General features: G+C 65.2%; 11 protein-coding genes and 1 pseudogene. 5 read left to right on the top strand and 7 right to left on the bottom strand.

The genetic code is table 11. The features are described from left to right. The first annotated feature begins 90 nt into the window (after positions 1-90). Both alr and radA read left to right on the top strand, forming a co-directional pair. Complete coding sequence (alr, locus tag PSO31014_RS16765; protein WP_150552663.1) at positions 91-1,161, top strand: alanine racemase; 1,071 nt, start codon at positions 91-93, stop codon at positions 1,159-1,161. A gap of 23 nt (positions 1,162-1,184) precedes the next feature. Next, positions 1,185-2,558: a DNA repair protein RadA gene (radA, locus tag PSO31014_RS16760; protein WP_150552662.1), complete on the top strand. Its 1,374-nt coding sequence runs from the start codon at positions 1,185-1,187 to the stop codon at positions 2,556-2,558. Between the two features lie 79 nt (positions 2,559-2,637). Here the strand turns inward: radA and PSO31014_RS16755 are convergent, their stop codons facing one another. From PSO31014_RS16755 to dapC, 7 genes are all read right to left on the bottom strand, one after another. Further along, a complete protein-coding gene (locus tag PSO31014_RS16755; RefSeq protein ID WP_150552661.1) occupies positions 2,638-4,578 on the bottom strand; it encodes an ATP-binding cassette domain-containing protein in 1,941 nt (646 codons plus the stop codon). Between the two features lie 173 nt (positions 4,579-4,751). Then, entirely contained in the window at positions 4,752-6,179 is a 1,428-nt protein-coding gene (cls, locus tag PSO31014_RS16750; protein ID WP_150552660.1) for a cardiolipin synthase, read from the bottom strand. Between the two features lie 111 nt (positions 6,180-6,290). Continuing rightward, on the bottom strand, positions 6,291-7,184 hold the full coding sequence (gene prmB / locus PSO31014_RS16745; RefSeq protein WP_150552659.1) for a 50S ribosomal protein L3 N(5)-glutamine methyltransferase: 894 nt from the start codon (positions 7,182-7,184) through the stop codon (positions 6,291-6,293). A gap of 20 nt (positions 7,185-7,204) precedes the next feature. Beyond that, on the bottom strand, positions 7,205-8,356 hold the full coding sequence (gene dapE, locus PSO31014_RS16740; RefSeq protein WP_150552658.1) for a succinyl-diaminopimelate desuccinylase: 1,152 nt from the start codon (positions 8,354-8,356) through the stop codon (positions 7,205-7,207). Between the two features lie 4 nt (positions 8,357-8,360). Next, positions 8,361-8,708, bottom strand: a complete 348-nt coding sequence (locus PSO31014_RS16735; protein WP_150552657.1) for an ArsC family reductase — start codon at positions 8,706-8,708, stop codon at positions 8,361-8,363. Positions 8,709-8,795: 87 nt separating this feature from the next. After that, a complete protein-coding gene (dapD, locus tag PSO31014_RS16730; protein ID WP_150552656.1) occupies positions 8,796-9,623 on the bottom strand; it encodes a 2,3,4,5-tetrahydropyridine-2,6-dicarboxylate N-succinyltransferase in 828 nt (275 codons plus the stop codon). A gap of 24 nt (positions 9,624-9,647) precedes the next feature. Next, entirely contained in the window at positions 9,648-10,850 is a 1,203-nt protein-coding gene (dapC, locus tag PSO31014_RS16725; RefSeq protein WP_150552655.1) for a succinyldiaminopimelate transaminase, read from the bottom strand. A 349-nt stretch (positions 10,851-11,199) separates the two neighbouring features. On the opposite strand from dapC, the gene PSO31014_RS16720 reads away from it, so the two are divergent. The 3 genes and pseudogenes from PSO31014_RS16720 to PSO31014_RS16710 all read left to right on the top strand — a co-directional run. Continuing rightward, positions 11,200-12,186, top strand: a complete 987-nt coding sequence (locus tag PSO31014_RS16720) for a DMT family transporter (protein WP_150552654.1) — start codon at positions 11,200-11,202, stop codon at positions 12,184-12,186. A gap of 123 nt (positions 12,187-12,309) precedes the next feature. Continuing rightward, a complete protein-coding gene (smc, locus tag PSO31014_RS16715; protein ID WP_150552653.1) occupies positions 12,310-15,825 on the top strand; it encodes a chromosome segregation protein SMC in 3,516 nt (1,171 codons plus the stop codon). A 39-nt stretch (positions 15,826-15,864) separates the two neighbouring features. Then, positions 15,865-16,317: pseudogene (locus PSO31014_RS16710) on the top strand (cell division protein ZipA C-terminal FtsZ-binding domain-containing protein); the annotation flags it as partial.

Raw genomic sequence — 16,317 nt, 5'->3', positions numbered from 1 at the left:
GTGCGCACGGCTTTATAACACGAAAATATGCCGATGCGTTATGCCGCCAGCCTGTCCTGGCGAGCGTCTCCTTCGATCCCGTATCCGCTTATGCCTCGTCCAATCAAAGTCTCGATTCACACCGCAGCCCTCGCTCACAATCTCGATGTCGCCCGCCGCAGCGCGCCCAGCGCCAAGGTGTGGGCCGTGGTCAAGGCCAATGCCTACGGGCATGGCCTTGAAAACGCGTATCCCGGATTGCGCGACGCCGATGGCTTCGGCCTGCTCGATCTCGACGAGGCCGTGCGTTTGCGCGAACTCGGCTGGGCCGGTCCGATTCTGCTGCTCGAAGGGTTCTTCAAACCGGAAGATCTGGCCGTCGTCGACAAGTATGGTCTGACGACGACCGTGCACAGCGACGAACAACTGCGCATGCTGGAGACCACTCGCCTGAGCAAGCCGCTCAACGTGCAGCTCAAGATGAATTCGGGCATGAACCGTCTCGGCTTCGCCCCTGAGCGTTTTCGCGCCGCATGGGAGCGTGCTCGCGCGATTCCATGCGTGAGCCAGATCGTGCTGATGACCCACTTTTCCGATGCCGACGGTCCGCGCGGCATCGCGTATCAGATGGAAGCGTTCGAGCGTGGCGCATGCGACGTGCCGGGCGAGCGCAGCCTGGCCAACTCGGCCGCCACGCTGTTCCATCCGGAAGCGCACGGCGCATGGGTGCGCCCGGGCATCATGCTCTATGGCTCGTCGCCGAAAGGCCTCGAAGTCTCGGCGGCGGCGCTCGATCTGCAACCGACGATGACGCTCGAAGCCGAGCTGATCGGCATTCAGGACGTGCCGGCGGGCGGTACGGTGGGTTACGGTAGCGTTTTCACCACCGAGGCGCCAATGCGCGTGGGCACGGTCGCCTGCGGCTATGCCGACGGCTATCCGCGCGTTGCACCCTCGGGCACGCCGATACTGGTCGACGGTGTGCGCACGCGAACCGTGGGCCGCGTGTCGATGGACATGTTGGCCGTCGATCTCACGCCGGTGCCGCAGGCACGCGTGGGCGCGCCTGTCACGTTGTGGGGGCGGGGTCTTTGCATCGACGAGGTCGCAGCGTCGGCCGGCACGCTCGGCTATGAGCTGATGTGTGCCGTGGCGCGCCGCGTGCCGGTGTACGCGAACTGAGCATCAGGACAGGATCGCCACGCATGGCCAAAGCCAAGACTGTCTATATTTGTACCGAATGCGGCGGGCAGACGCCCAAGTGGGCGGGGCAGTGTCCGCACTGCAACGGCTGGAATTCGCTCGTCGAATCGGTGGCGGAAGCGCCGACCGGTCATCGATATCAATCGCTCGCCAAGAGTACGCCGGTGCGCAAGCTGGCGCAGATCGAGGCGGCCGATGTGCCGCGCTTCTCCAGCGGCGTGAGCGAATTCGACCGTGTGCTGGGCGGCGGTCTGGTCGCGGGCGGCGTGGTGCTCATCGGCGGGGATCCCGGGATCGGCAAGTCGACGCTGCTGCTCCAGTCGCTTGCGCATCTGGCGCGCGAACGGCGTGCGCTGTACGTCAGCGGTGAAGAATCGGGCGCGCAGATTGCCTTGCGTGCGCAGCGCCTGGGCCTCGGCGCCGCGGGCGAGGGGGGCGGCGAATTGGATTTGCTGGCGGAAATCCAGCTCGAGAAGATTCTGGGCGCCATCGAGTCGGAGAAGCCTGACGTCGTCGTGATCGACTCGATCCAGACGGTCTACTCCGAAGCACTCAGCTCGGCGCCGGGCTCGGTCGCGCAGGTGCGTGAATGCGCGGCGCAACTCACGCGCAGCGCCAAGCAGAGCGGCGTAACCGTGATCTTGGTTGGCCATGTGACCAAGGAAGGCAGTCTCGCCGGGCCGCGCGTCCTCGAGCACATCGTCGACACGGTGCTGTATTTCGAGGGCGATACCCACTCGTCGTATCGGTTGGTGCGGGCGTTCAAGAATCGCTTCGGTGCCGTCAACGAGTTGGGCGTGTTCGCGATGACGGAGAAAGGCCTGCGCGGCGTGGCAAATCCGTCGGCCTTGTTCCTCTCGCAACATGAGCAAAGCGTGCCGGGCTCGTGTGTGCTCGTGACGCAGGAAGGTACGCGCCCGCTGCTCGTCGAGGTGCAGGCGCTGGTCGATACGGCGCAGGTCCCCAATCCGCGGCGTCTGGCGGTGGGGCTGGAGCAGAATCGGCTGGCGATGTTGCTCGCCGTGATGCATCGTCATGCGGGCATCGCCTGTTTCGATCAGGATGTGTTCCTGAACGCCGTCGGCGGCGTGAAGATTACGGAGCCGGCGGCCGATCTGGCCGTGTTGCTGGCGATTCATTCGTCGCTGCGCAACAAGCCGTTGCCGCGCGGCATCGTGGCATTCGGCGAGGTCGGGCTGGCAGGCGAGATCCGGCCGAGCCCGCGCGGTCAGGATCGTCTCAAGGAAGCCGCCAAACTCGGCTTTTCGATTGCGATCATCCCGAAAGCGAACGCGCCGAAGCAACCCATCGACGGCCTCGAAGTGCACGCGGTCGACCGTCTGGAGCACGCGATTTCCGTCGTGGCGGGGTTGTAGTCCCGCTGGCGCTTGGGGCGTTCCGGGGCAGGCCTTCTCAGGCCATGCCACCGTCCCGGCATCCCGGGTCTGACGCCTGTCAGACGATCTGCTCGAGCGCTTCCTGTGCGTCGAGCCATTCGGCTTCAATGTCCGACAGTTTGGCCGTGACGTCCACCTGCTGCTTGAGGCTGTCGGTCAACAGGGCTTTTTTCGCGTCTTCATAGGTACCGCTGTCGGCGAGAATGGCGTCGAGCCGCGCTTTTTCGTCCGAGAGTTTCGCCATCGATTGCTCCAGCTTCTCGATCTTGCGTTGCAGCGGTTTGCGCAGTTGAGACAGCCGCTGGCGTTCCTGCGCTTCGGCGCGCTTCTGATCCTTGCGATTGACGCCGTCGACACCGTCGGCCACGTCGCCGCTACCGTTGCTGGCATCGCGTGCGGCGGCCCGTTGGTCGGCCGCGTGTTGCAGCAGCCAGTCGCGATAGTCGTCGAGATCGCCATCGAACGGTTTCACTTCGCCGCCGGCCACGAGCAGGAACTGATCGGTGGTCGCGCGCAGCAAATGCCGATCGTGCGAGACGAGAATCAATGTGCCGTCGAACTGCGCCAAGGCCATCGTGAGCGCGTGGCGCGTTTCGAGGTCCAAGTGATTGGTCGGTTCGTCGAGCAGCAGAAGGTTCGGCTTGCGCCAGATGATGAGCGCGAGCGCCAGACGCGCCTTCTCGCCGCCAGAGAATGGGGCAATCGACGACGTGGCCATGTCGCCACGGAAATTGAACCCGCCGAGAAAATCCCGCAGCTCCTGCTCGCGCGTATCCGGGGCGAGCCGCTGCAAGTGCTGCAACGGCGAATCGTCGTGACGCAGCGTTTCGACCTGATGCTGGGCAAAGTAGCCGATCTGCAGGCCCTTGCCGGTTTTCACCGAGCCGGTGAGTGTCGCCAGCGTGCCGGCGAGCGATTTTATGAGCGTCGATTTGCCCTGACCGTTGGCGCCGAGCAGGCCGATGCGTTGCTCGTTCTGCACCGACATCGTGACATGCGGCAGGATGACTTTCTCGCTGCCGTCCTCGAGCGGGTAGCCGCAACGGACGGCTTCGAGCACGAGCATCGGGTTCGGCGCGCTGTCGGCTGGGCGGAACTCAAACGTGAACGGCGACGCGATATGCGCGGGGGCGATGCGCTCCATCTTTTCGAGCGCCTTCACGCGACTCTGCGCCTGACGTGCCTTCGTTGCCTTGGCCTTGAAGCGCGTGATGAACGACTCCAGGTGTGCAATCGTTTTCTGCTGCTTCTCGAAGGCGCTTTGCTGCAGCGTCAGTTGCTGGCCGCGCAGGATTTCGAACTGGCTGTAGTTGCCGCCGTAACGCTTGATCTGCTGATTCTCGATGTGCAGTGTGACGTTGCAGACCTCGTCGAGAAATTCGCGATCGTGCGAAATCACGATGAGCGTGCCCGGGTAACGCTTGAGCCAGTCTTCGAGCCAGACGATGGCGTCCAGATCCAGGTGGTTGGTCGGTTCGTCGAGCAGCAACAGATCGGACGGGCACATGAGCGCCTGCGCCAGATTCAGGCGCATGCGCCACCCGCCCGAGAAGCTGGCGACCGGCAACTGCGTTTGTGCCAACGTAAAGCCGAGGCCGAGCAGCAGCGCCTCGCCGCGGGCCGGGGCAGTGTAGCCGTCGGCGTCGGCGAAGGCCGCGTGGGCGTCGGCCTGGGCATGGCCGTCGTGAGCGATTTCCGCCGCCGCGATGTTCGCTTCGATCTCGCGCAGCCGCGTGTCGCCGTCGAGCACGTAATCGAGCGCGGTACGTTCGACCGCCGGCGTCTCCTGCATCACATGCGCCAAGCGCCAGCTACTGGGCACGAAGACATCGCCGCCATCGGCGTGCAACTGCCCGCGCAACAACGCGAACAGCGTGGACTTGCCGGCGCCGTTGGCGCCGACGAGGCCGACGCGCTCGCCCGGGTTGAGCGTGACGGAGGTGTCCTCGAAGAGCGGCTTGGTGCCGCGCGCGAGGGAAAGGTGTTCGAATCGGATCACGAAAAAGGCCGAGGGGAAAGCGGGTCAGTGCGTCCTTGGCCCGCGCGGCAGGCATGCGCCGTTGATCCGATGTGGACCGAACGGGCCCATGCAGGCAAACCCACGCGCAGAGGACGGCAAAACCGCTATTTTACCGGTCCGCGGAGGCGAATGCGATGCGCGCCGTCGACTGGCTACAGAATTGGGGCAAAAAGTCGCGCCGCGCGCATCACAATCTGGCGCCATTTCGGAATCGTCCGAAATTCATCCTTGTCCACCAGGACGGCATGCTCGAAGTCGTGCGTCAGCATGAACGCGACGTCATCGGCAAAGGCGCGATCGACGGTCAGCAGCATGATCTCGAAATTCAGGCGGAACGACCGGTTATCAAGGTTGGCGCTGCCAACGGCGGCCGCGCTGTCGTCGATCAGCACGACCTTCTGGTGAATGAAGCCGTGTTGATATCGGTAGACGTTGATGCCGCTGCGGGCAGCTTCGAAGGCGTATGACGTGGTGGCTTCGAACACCACGCGGTGATCGGCCCGATCGGGAATCAGGATGCGTACGTCCACACCGCGCAGCACCGCCAGGCGCAATGCGGAGAACACCGCTTCGTCGGGCACGAAATAGGGGGTGGTGAGCCAGACCCGTTGTTGCGCGGCGTTGATGGCGGTGACGAAGAAGAGCGACGACGTTTCCAGCCGGTCGGCGGGGCCGCTGGGCACCACCTGGCAGTGCATGTCTTCGCCGGAGGCGACCGGTTGACGGTTCAGTTCCGGTACCGTGCCCGTACTCCAGTGCCAGTCTTCGGCGAACGCGCGTTGAATGCCGACCACTGCCGGGCCGCGCACGGCAATGTGCGTGTCGCGCCAGGGCGCCAGCGGCGGCTTCTCGCCGAGATATTCCACGCCGACGTTGTGGCCGCCGATGAACGCTTCGTTGCCGTCGATCACGACGATTTTGCGGTGATTGCGAAAGTTCAACTGGAAGCGATTCACGAAGATACCGCGCTTGGCGGCGGCGAACTCGTGTACGAGGACACCGCCCTGGCGCAGCGTGTCGCAGTAGCTGCGCGGCAAGTCGTGGCTGCCGATCCGGTCGTAGAGAAAGAAAACCTTCACGCCCGTGGCGGCGCGCGCGAGCAGGCGGGCGGACAGGGCGCGTCCAAGGGCATCGTCCTTGACGATGAAGAACTGAATGACGATGTACTCACGCGCGCGATCGATGGCGGCAAAGATGGCGTCGAACGTGGCGTGGCCGTTCACCAGCAGACGCACGCGATTGCCCGCGACGAACGACATGCCGGTCATGGCGGTGAGCGCCGCAAACTCGGGATGGGCTTCCATCGCGACAGGCGGCTCACCGCTCCATTGTGTTTCGCCGATGCGCGATTGCAACGCTTGATTACGGGCGCGCCGCGCCTCGACGTAGCCGATGAACTTCGATCGGCCGAGGAACAGGTAGGGGATGAGCGTGAGGTAGGGCATCGTGACGAGCGATACCGCCCACGCCACGGCGCCTTGCGACGTCCGTACCGTCAGCACGGCATGGATCGCGGCGATCGCCCCCAGTGCATGGATACAGGCGACGGCAAAGCCGACGTCGAGCCAATTGAGCACCATGACGGACAATCTTCCTCCATGCCGTGAGTCGCGCGGACCCGGGAACCCGAGTGTAACCGGGCTGCATGACCTTAGGCGAGAACTCGCTGCAATGAGCGAGCCCGGAGGCGATTACGGCAGATCGGCGGCCTGTACCAGGAACACCATGTCGTCGCCGGCGCTCGTGGCGAGCCACGTCATCGGCAGATCGGGGAACGCGGCTTCGACGAAGTGACGTTCGTTGCCGATTTCCACCACCAGGACGCCATGATCGGTCAGGTGCTCGCGTGCGCCGGCAATGATGCGTCGAACCACGTCCATCCCGTCGTCCCCCCCCGCCAGGGCAAGACGCGGCTCGTGGCGATACTCGGCTGGCAGCACTTGCATCGAGCCTTCGTTCACATACGGCGGATTGGTGAGGATGACTTCGTAACGCTTGCCTGCGGGCAGCGGCGCATACAGGTCGCCCAGATGCAGCGCGACGCGATCGCCGAGGCCGTAGTCGGCCACGTTGATCTTGGCCACCGCGAGCGCGTCGGGTGAAATATCGACGGCATCGATCTGCGCGGCCGGGAAGGTCTCGGCGGCCAGGATCGCCAGGCAACCCGAGCCGGTGCACAGTTCGAGCACGTCGGCCACGTCATCCGCGTGATCGACCCACGGCTGCAACGCATCTTCGAGCAACTCGCCGATGAACGAGCGCGGCACGATCACCCGCTCATCCACGTAGAACCGGTGACCCTGCATCCATGCTTCATTCGTGATGTAGGACGCCGGTACGCGCTCGCCTGCGCGGCGGTTGATCACCGACAGCACGCGCTCGATTTCGTCGGGCAGCAAGCGAGCGTCGAGAAACGGGTCGAGCGTGTCGATGGGCAGGTGCAGCGTATGCAGCAGCAGATAGGCGGCCTCGTCGTACGCCGTGGCCGTGCCATGCCCGAAGGCCAGCTCGGCCTCGGTAAAGCGCGAAACGGCGTAGCGCAACAGGTCGCGTAACGTCTGGAAGGGATGGGCCTGTGTCGTCATGGTGGAATGCCTCGTGCGCCTCAGGCCACCAGGCGCGTCAACACGCCCCGATAGATGTTCTTGAGCGGTTCGATGTCGGCCACCGCAATGTGTTCGTCGATCTTGTGGATGCTGGCGTTGCACGGACCGAATTCGATGACCTGCGGGCAGATGCGCGCGATAAAACGTCCGTCGGACGTGCCGCCCGTCGTCGAGAGTTCGGTCTCGAGCCCCGTCTCCTCGCGGATGGCGCTCGAGAGCGCTGCCGACAGGTCGCCACGCGGCGTGAGGAACGGCTGGCCGCTGATCGACCAGTCGAGCGTATACGTCAGGCCGTGACGGTCGAGCAACGCGTGCACCCGTTGCTGGAGGCCGTCGGACGTGCTGGCCGTCGAGAAGCGGAAGTTGAACATCACCGTCAACTCGCCGGGAATGACGTTGGTCGCGCCGGTGCCTGAGTGAATGTTCGAGATTTGCCACGTGGTGGGCGGGAAATACTCGTTGCCGTTGTCCCACACGGTTTGCGTCAGCTCGGCCAGTGCCGGTGCGAACAGGTGCGTTGGGTTCTTGGCGAGATGCGGATACGCAATGTGGCCCTGCACGCCCTTGATGACGAGCTTGCCCGACATCGATCCGCGCCGGCCATTCTTGACCATGTCGCCCAGGCGCTGGCTCGAGGTCGGCTCACCGACCACGCAGTAGTCCAGGCGTTCGCCACGCGCCGTGAGCGCTTCAACGACCTTCACGGTGCCGTCGGTGGCGGGGCCTTCCTCGTCGCTGGTCAGCAGGAATCCCAGGGAGCCGGTGTGATCCGGATGTTGGGCGACGAACTCCTCGGAGGCGACCACGAACGCCGCCAGCGACGTTTTCATATCGGCGGCGCCACGGCCGTAGAGCATGCCGTCTCGATGCGTGGGGGCAAACGGATCCGAATGCCATTGCTCCAGCGGGCCGGTCGGTACAACGTCGGTGTGGCCCGCGAAGACGAGCAGCTTGCCGTCGGTGCCGCGCGTGCCGCGCTTGAGCGCCCACAGGTTGGTCACGCCGTTCGACGCGATGGTCTCGCACACGAAGCCGATGGCGTCGAGGCGGCGCGCCAGGATGGCCTGGCAATCGCGGTCTTCGGGCGTCACCGAGTGACGGGCGATCAGTTGCTCGGTGAGCGCCAGCGTGGCGCCTTGGGAGAAAGTCATGAAATCAGAATCGTGAGGCGTAACTGTCGGGCGTGAAGCCCACGGAAAACTGGCCGTCGGCCACCAGCACCGGGCGCTTGATGAGCGACGGATTTTCGACCATCAGCGTGCGGGCCACCGACGCATCGGCCGCCGCGGCTTGTTGTGCCGGCGAGAGCTTGCGCCAGGTCGTGCCCTTGCGGTTGAGCAGTGTGGCAAGCGGCACCTGGGCGAGCCAGGTGTCGAGCAGCGCGTTGTTCACGCCCGCCTTCTTGAAGTCGTGAAAGTCGTACGCCACGCCGTGCTCGTCGAGCCACGTGCGCGCCTTCTTCACGGTGTCGCAGTTGGGAATGCCATACAGCACTGCCGTCATTGCCGGAGCTCCTGGTGTCGCGATTGCAAAAACGCGCCGAAGCCGTCGCCGCCGGACAGGCGGCGAAGCCTCGGATGCCGCCTCGTCTTACTCGCCGCGCAGCAGGTCGTTGATGGCCGTCTTGGCGCGCGTTTGCGCATCGACCTTCTTCACGATCACGGCGCAGTACAGGCTGTACTTGCCGTCCTTCGAGGGCAGGTTGCCCGGCACCACGACCGAGCCGGCCGGCACGCGGCCGTAATGCACTTCACCCGTTTCGCGGTCGTAGATCTTGGTCGACTGCCCCAGATACACGCCCATCGAGATCACCGAGTTTTCTTCAACGATCACGCCTTCCACGACTTCCGAGCGGGCGCCAACGAAGCAGTTGTCTTCGATGATGACCGGGTTGGCCTGCAGCGGCTCGAGCACGCCTCCGATGCCAACGCCGCCCGAGAGGTGAACGTTCTTGCCGATCTGGGCGCACGAACCGACGGTGGCCCAGGTGTCGACCATCGTGCCCTCGTCGACGTAGGCGCCGATGTTGGTGTACGACGGCATCAGCACCACGTTCTTGCCGATGAACGAGCCACGACGCGCCACGGCCGGCGGCACGACGCGGAAACCACCGCGCGCGAAGTCGTCGGCGGTGTAGTTGGCGAACTTGCTCGGCACCTTGTCGTAGAACTGGCTAAAGCCGCCAGCCGGCATTACGGCGTTGTCTTCGAGGCGGAATGACAGCAGCACGGCCTTCTTGACCCATTGGTTCACGATCCAATGGCCGTCTTGCTTCTGGGCCACGCGCAGGGCGCCCTTGTCCAGTTCGGCGATGACGTGGGCGACGGCCTCACGCACCTCGGCTGGTGCCGACTTCGCCGAGATCTCGGCACGGTTGTCCCAGGCTTGGTCGATGGTGGTTTGCAGTTGTTGCGACATGGCGAGAATCGGTTGCAGTGAGAATTAAAGGGATTGGCAGAACTGCACGATGCGCTGGGCGCCTTCGGTGCATTCGTCCACATCGGCCACGAGGGCGATGCGCACATAGTTCTCGCCCGGGTTGACGCCGTGCGCCGCGCGGCCCAGGTACGACCCGGGCAGGACGGCCACATTGTATTGCGCCAGCAACTGGCGCGTGAATTCCGTGTCGGACAGGCCGGTTTTCGTGTCGACCCGGGCCCACAGGTAGAAGCCCGCGTCGGGCAGGCGCACGTCGAGCACGTCGGCGAGCATTGGCGTGACGGTCTGGAACTTCTTCAGGTACTTGCTGCGGTTCAGGCGCACGTGGGCTTCGTCGTTCCACGCAGCAACGCTCGCCGCTTGCACGGCCGGACTCATCGCGCAGCCGTGGTACGTGCGGTACAGCAGGAATTTCTTGAGGACGGCGGCGTCGCCGGCCACGAAGCCCGAGCGCATGCCCGGCACGTTCGAGCGCTTCGACAGGCTCGAGAACACGACCAGACGGTCGAAGCCCCGGCCCAGTCGGTGCGCCGCCGCGAGACCGCCCAGCGGGGCGTGCTCTTCGTCGAAGTAGATCTCGGAATAGCACTCGTCAGACGCGATCACGAAGCCGTATTCGTCGGAGAGGTCGAACAGGCGCTTCCAGTCGGCAAGACTCAGCACGGCGCCGGTCGGATTGCCCGGCGAGCAGAGATAGACAAGCTGGACGTCGCGCCAGACGTCGGCCGGCACAGCGTCGTAGTCCGGGGCGAAATTGCGCGCGGGATCGCTGTCGACGTAGTAGGGCGTCGCTCCGGCGAGCAGCGTGGCGCCTTCATAGATCTGGTAGAACGGGTTCGGACACACCACGCGCGCGCCGGGCTTGCTACCGTCGACGACCGCCTGTGCGAACGAAAAGAGCGCCTCGCGCGAGCCCGTGACCGGCAGGACTTCCGTGGCCGGATTCACGTTGGGCAGTGCGCACCGGCGCTCCAGCCACTGCGCGATCGCCGCGCGCAGCGGCTCGCCGCCCGCGGTGGCCGGATAGTTCGAGAGGCCGCCCAGCCCGTCGATCAGGGCTTCCTTGATGAACTGCGGCGTCGGGTGCTTGGGCTCCCCGATGCCGAAGCTGATGGCCTTGTACGCGCTGGCGGGCGTGATGTCCGCCACCAACGACTTCAGGCGTTCAAAGGGGTAGGGCTGGAGCTTGTCGAGTAATGGGTTCACGAGAATTCAAACAGACTCAGGGCTAGGGTTCGCGCCGCCATGCATGGCGGCTTTCGAGACAATCCGGCGCCGTGCGGGCCGGCCGGGCGTTGCGCCGCGCCGCCGCGCGGCACGACGAGCGCTTTCCAGGGCCGGACTGGCGGGACGCAGGCCACACAGGGCGGCGGTATCGTTCGTAACAACGCCCGAAGGACAGTTCCCGAACGCGCTAAAGAATGGCAAGATCGGCAAAGCGAAAATTATACCGTTATGGCGCGCACAAAGCGCGACCGCCGCGTAATTCAGCCTATTCCGAGGCGCCGATGGGGCGAGCCCGAGGAATATCTCGGATTTTTCAGGAGTCAACAGCATGACCGTAGTCGGCAACGGCACGCACGGCCCGGCGTCGACGGGGAGCGCTTCGCTGCGCGTTCGGGCGGCACCTGCCTTGGCCATTCTTATGGGTTCGTCGGTGTGGGGGCTGGCCTGGTTTCCCTATCGCGTGCTCGCCCAGTGGGGCGTGGCGGCGGTCCCCGCGCAGATCGGTACCGCCAGCGTCGCGCTGCTGTTGCTCACGCTCGTATATCGCCGCTCGCTCGGCACGCTGCGGTGGTCGTGGCTGCTCGCGGGGGTGGCGTTCGCCGGCGGCGCGACCAACGTCGCGTTTGTCTGGGGCACGACGCACGGACATGTGATGCGTGTGCTGCTGCTGTTCTACCTGACCCCGGTCTGGACGGCGCTGTTCGCCCACTGGCTGCTCGGCGAGCGCGTCGGTGTGCGCGGCGTGGGGCTGATCGCGCTGGCGCTCGGCGGGGCGGGGCTGATGCTCTGGACACCCGCGCTGGGCTGGCCGCTGCCCAACAACGCCGGCGAATGGGCGGGCGCCATTGCCGGTGCGGCCTTCGCGCTCAACAACGTGCTGCTGCGGCGCGCGAGCCAGGCACTGCCGGACGTGCGCGCGGAAATGCGCAGCTGGACGCTGTACCTCGGCTGTGTCGTCGGCGGGTTGCTGGTATTGCCGTTCGACGGCGGGGCCGAGTCGGGGCGCGCTGCCGTCTCGACGCTCACGTCGGGTACGGCTGCCGCTGCCGTGGCACTCGCCTTGGGCTGCGCGATTGCGCTGACCAACGTCGTGGTGCAGTTCGGGCTGGCCCGGGTGCCCGCCAATCAGGCGGCGCTCATCATGCTCTTCGAGATCGTGGTGGCGGCGGTATCGTCCTGGTGCCTGGCGAGCGAAGGGTTGGGCGTGCGCGACATTGCGGGCGGGCTGTGCATTGTGGCCGCCGGCGTGATGTCCGGTATTTTGCCGGATTCCAGGCGTTGTAAATCCGCGACGGCGGGGGATGCGATGGTATGATGCGAACCGATGTTATGTCGATGTCAGCGGCCAGTGTGCGGCAGTTCGCGCAAGGCCCGACAGGACCAGCTAAACGCGTCTGCGTCTTTCCCATCATTCCATGACCGATAAAGCGAACCTGCCGTGCGTCTGACCTCCATCAAACTCGCCGGCTTCAAGTCCTTCGTCGATCCGACGAACTTCGCGGTGCCTGGCCAACTGGTCGGGATCGTCGGCCCCAACGGCTGCGGCAAATCCAACATCATCGATGCCGTGCGCTGGGTGCTCGGTGAGTCGCGCGCCTCGGAGCTGCGCGGCGAATCGATGCAGGACGTGATTTTCAATGGGTCGACCGCCCGCAAACAGGCGAGCCGCGCCAGCGTCGAACTCGTGTTCGACAACAGCGCCGGGCGCGCCGCCGGGCAGTGGAGCCAGTACGCCGACATCGCGGTCAAGCGCGTGCTCACGCGCGATGGCACCTCCAGCTACTACATCAACAACCTGCCGGCCCGCCGGCGCGACATTCAGGACATCTTTCTCGGCACTGGCCTCGGGCCGCGCGCCTACGCCATCATCGGGCAGGGGATGATCTCGCGCATCATCGAGGCCAAGCCGGAAGAGTTGCGCGTGTTCCTCGAAGAAGCCGCGGGCGTCTCCAAGTACAAGGAGCGCCGTCGCGAGACCGAGAACCGCCTGCAGGACACGCGCGAGAACCTCACGCGCGTCGAAGACATTCTGCGCGAACTCGGCAGCAATCTCGAAAAGCTGGAATCGCAAGCCGTGGTGGCCAATCGGTACAAGGACTTGCATCGCGACGGCGAAGAAAAGCAGCAGTTGCTGTGGCTGCTGCGCAAGAACGAAGCCCAGAACGAGCAAGAGCGTCAACAGCGCGCAATCGAGTCGGCGCAGGTCGATCTCGAAGCGCAGATGGCGCGTCTGCGCGGCTCCGAATCGGATCTCGAAACGCTGCGCGCCGCCCATTACACGGCCACCGATGCCGTGCAGGCCGCGCAAAGCGCCATGTACGAGGCGAATTCGGAGGTCAGCCGGCTGGAAGCCGAGATCCGCTACGTCGTCGAGTCGCGCAACCGCGTGCAGGCGCAACTGGCGGCGCTCACCTCGCAGCGCGAGCAGTGGCAGGCCCGCTCGGCGCAGTCGGAAGAGGCCCTGGCGCTCGCGGAAGAGGAACTCGTCATCGCCGAAGAGCGCGCGGCCACGGCGCAGGACCAGGCGGCCGATCAGAACGACGCGCTGCCGGCGCTGGAAGCCGGCTGGCGCGACGCGCAGACCTTGCTCAACGAGCAACGCAGCGAGATTTCTCAGGTCGAGCAGAGTCTGAAACTCGAAGCGGCGCACCAGCGCAATGCCGATCAGGCGTTGCAGCAGTTGCAGCAGCGTCAGGAACGTCTGCAAGGCGAGGCGCGCGGGCTCGACAAGCCCGACGAAGCCGAACTGGAGATGCAGCGCGCCGACCTGGCCGAACATCAGGCGATGCTCGAAGACGCTCAGGCCGAGCTTGCCGACGCGCAAGAGCGGCTGCCACGGCTCGAAGCCGAGCGTGCCGAGGCGCAGGCGCGGGTGCAATCCGAAGCCGCGTCCATTGCGCAGCTCGAAGCGCGTCTCACCGCACTCAAGCAACTTCAGGAGAGTGTGCAGACGGAGGGCAAGGTGCAGCCGTGGCTCGACAAGCACGAGCTGGCGCAATTGCCGCGTCTGTGGAAGAAGCTGCACATCGAGCCGGGCTGGGAAAACGCACTCGAATCGGTGCTGCGCGAGCGTCTCGCCGCACTGGAAATCAGCAATCTCGACTGGGTGAAGGCGTTTGCGAGCGACGCGCCACCGGCCAAGCTGGCGTTCTATTCGCCGCCGCCGGCCGCGCGTCCGCTTGACGCTCCGGCGTCGCTGCGCTCGCTGCTTTCGTTGCTGCGCATCGACGATCCGGGCCTTCGCGCCGTGCTGCAGGAGTGGCTCGGTCACGTGTTCGTCGCCGACGATCTCGCGCAGGCGATGGTCGCCCGGGCGGAACTGCCGGAGGGCGCGTCGCTCGTCGTCAAGGCGGGGCACCAGGTCACGCGCGTGGGGGTGCAGCTTTACGCCGCCGACTCCGAGCAGGCCGGTTTGCTCGCACGTCAGCAGGAAATCGAGAACCTGGGCAAGCAACTGCGTGCGCAGGTGTTGCTGTCGGACGAAGCCAAGGCCGCCGCCGTGCGGGCGGAGGCTGCCTACAGCCAGGCGGCACAGTCGCTCACCGAGGTGCGCGGGCGTGCGGAGCGCGCGACCCAGCGTGTGCATGCGCTGCAGATGGACGTGCTCAAGCTCACGCAAGCCTATGAGCGCTTCAATGCCCGCAGCACGCAGATCGACGAAGAGCTGCGTGAAATCGCCGCGCAGATCGAGGAGCAACTGGCGCTGCGTGCCGAATCGGAGGCGAACTTCGAGCAGAGCGACGCGCGTCTGGCCGAATTGCAGGCGACGTTCGAAGACGGGCAGCTCGAATTCGAATCGCTCGACAGCCGGCTCTCGGATGCCCGCAACCGTGCACGCGAGCTGGAGCGTCTGGCGCAGGAAGCGACGTTCGGTCAGAAGGGGATTTCCAGCAAGATCGACGAGCACCGACGCAGCATCCAGACGGCACTCGAGCAGGCCGAACGTCTGGTGGTATCGATCGAGCAGGCACAGGCTGAACTCGCGCAGATCACCGAACAGACGGTCGAGAACGGTTTGCAGGACGCGCTGGAACTCCGCGCGCAGAAGGAAGAGATTCTTGGGGCCGCACGTATCGAACTCGAGGCGCTCACGCACAAGTTGCGTCAGAGCGACGAGGAGCGGCTGGCGGCGGAGCGCGGGCTGCAGCCGCTGCGCGACCGGATCACGGAATTCCAGTTGAAGGAGCAGGCGGCACGCCTGAACCGCGAGCAGTTCGTCGAGCAACTGACGGCGGCCGAGGTCGACGAGGAGGCGCTCGCCGTCAAGCTGACGCCGGATATGAAGCCGTCGTACCTGCAAGGCGAAGTCACCCGTATCAACAACGCGATCAACGCGTTGGGTCCCGTCAACATGGCCGCGCTGGAAGAGTTGGAGACGGCGCGTGAGCGCAAGGTCTTCCTCGACGCACAGTCGGCCGACTTGAACGACGCCATCGATACCCTCGAAGGCGCGATTCGCAAAATCGACGAAGAAACGCGGGTGATGCTCCAGGGCACGTTCGACGAAGTGAACAAGCATTTTGGCGAACTGTTCCCGCTGCTGTTCGGCGGCGGGCAAGCCAAGCTCATCATGACCGGCGACGAAATCCTCGACGCTGGCGTACAAGTCATGGCGCAACCGCCGGGCAAGAAGAACTCCACGATTCATCTGCTGTCGGGTGGAGAGAAGGCGCTCACGGCCATTGCGCTGGTATTCGGCATGTTCCAGCTCAATCCGGCGCCGTTCTGTTTGCTCGACGAGGTGGACGCGCCGCTGGACGATGCCAACACCGAGCGCTACGCCAAGATGGTGGCGCGCATGTCGGACCGTACCCAATTCGTATTTATTTCGCATAACAAAATCGCGATGGAAATGGCCAATCAGCTCATCGGCGTCACCATGCAGGAACAAGGGGTGTCGCGGATCGTTGCGGTGGACATGGAGTCGGCGATCAATCTGGCCGAGATCGTCTGACCCCGCGCCCACGATGGAGAAGAGAGAGGAACGCCGCGCATGAATGAACTGCAGCTCAGCTTGATTGGCGCAGGAGTAGTGGTACTGCTTGGGGTCGTGGCCTATAACGCCTGGCAGGGCAGCAAGGCACGAGCCCGAATACCGCGTCGCATGCCGGTCGACGGGGCCGGCATCGATGCGACCTCCGGCATGCCGGACGCCGACGACGATCGTCCGTTCATCGAACCGACGCTTTCGCCGCCGCGGGTGCCGGCACAGTCGAGCGAACGCCGTGAGCCCACACTGGGGCCGGCGGTGGCGACCGGCAATTCGGTGCAGGATGCTTTCGCGATCAACGAGGATGCCTGGGACGCGCCGCCGGCGTCGCGCAAGCGTGCCGCGCAGGACGCCGCCGCCCATGCCGCCCGCGCGGACGAGCCCGTGACTGCCACGGCCGAGACGACGATGGAGGCCGACGCCGCCGCGCTCGACCGGCAAGCGCAGGCCCGCGAC

This window comes from Pandoraea soli, from assembly GCF_902459595.1.
Classification (GTDB): domain Bacteria; phylum Pseudomonadota; class Gammaproteobacteria; order Burkholderiales; family Burkholderiaceae; genus Pandoraea; species Pandoraea cepalis.
This window is presented reverse-complemented; position numbering and strand designations above follow the sequence as displayed.

Bases quoted from the DNA above. Each gene is read 5' to 3' on its own strand.
- alr (WP_150552663.1), top strand. From the start codon at position 91: ATGCCTCGTCCAATCAAAGTCTCGATTCACACCGCAGCCCTCGCTCAC.
- radA (WP_150552662.1), top strand. From the start codon at position 1,185: ATGGCCAAAGCCAAGACTGTCTATATTTGTACCGAATGCGGCGGGCAG.
- cls (WP_150552660.1), bottom strand. From the start codon at position 6,179: ATGGTGCTCAATTGGCTCGACGTCGGCTTTGCCGTCGCCTGTATCCAT.
- prmB (WP_150552659.1), bottom strand. From the start codon at position 7,184: ATGACGACACAGGCCCATCCCTTCCAGACGTTACGCGACCTGTTGCGC.
- dapE (WP_150552658.1), bottom strand. From the start codon at position 8,356: ATGACTTTCTCCCAAGGCGCCACGCTGGCGCTCACCGAGCAACTGATC.
- PSO31014_RS16735 (WP_150552657.1), bottom strand. From the start codon at position 8,708: ATGACGGCAGTGCTGTATGGCATTCCCAACTGCGACACCGTGAAGAAG.
- dapD (WP_150552656.1), bottom strand. From the start codon at position 9,623: ATGTCGCAACAACTGCAAACCACCATCGACCAAGCCTGGGACAACCGT.
- PSO31014_RS16720 (WP_150552654.1), top strand. From the start codon at position 11,200: ATGACCGTAGTCGGCAACGGCACGCACGGCCCGGCGTCGACGGGGAGC.